Source organism: Paraburkholderia sp. SIMBA_030, from assembly GCF_046535245.1.
Classification (GTDB): Bacteria; Pseudomonadota; Gammaproteobacteria; order Burkholderiales; family Burkholderiaceae; genus Paraburkholderia.
In genome coordinates this window covers 1-247 of the sequence record NZ_JAWRXB010001301.1, presented here as the reverse complement: position 1 = coordinate 247, position 247 = coordinate 1, and the positions used below count along the sequence as shown (strand labels likewise).

General features: G+C 56.7%; 1 protein-coding gene. It reads right to left on the bottom strand.

Annotation, left to right across the window (positions count from 1 at the left end):
• On the bottom strand, positions 1-230 hold a 230-nt coding region (locus tag SB772_RS44250), incomplete at its 3' end, for a hypothetical protein (protein ID WP_410839056.1).
• Positions 231-247: the final 17 nt, after the last annotated feature.

The following is a 247-nucleotide window of genomic DNA, read 5'->3' as shown; positions in this document are numbered from 1 at the left end:
CTGCCTCCAGGAAGCGGCTCAAGGGAGATGCCGCTCGTCTTCGTCTTGTATAGCGAAAAGTAGTCTTGAAACGCGCGCGCCACCACTAAAAATGAAACCGCGTACCGATACTTTTTTGCATTCGGGTAAGTCCCGACGGGCCGAAGGTCAAGAATGATGCAATGCAAAAGAGCCCGATGAAGCGCGCCACGAAGCATGTATCGACGCGATTCGTGATGCGTTGCAGCCATGCCCCGCCGCGCCGCGC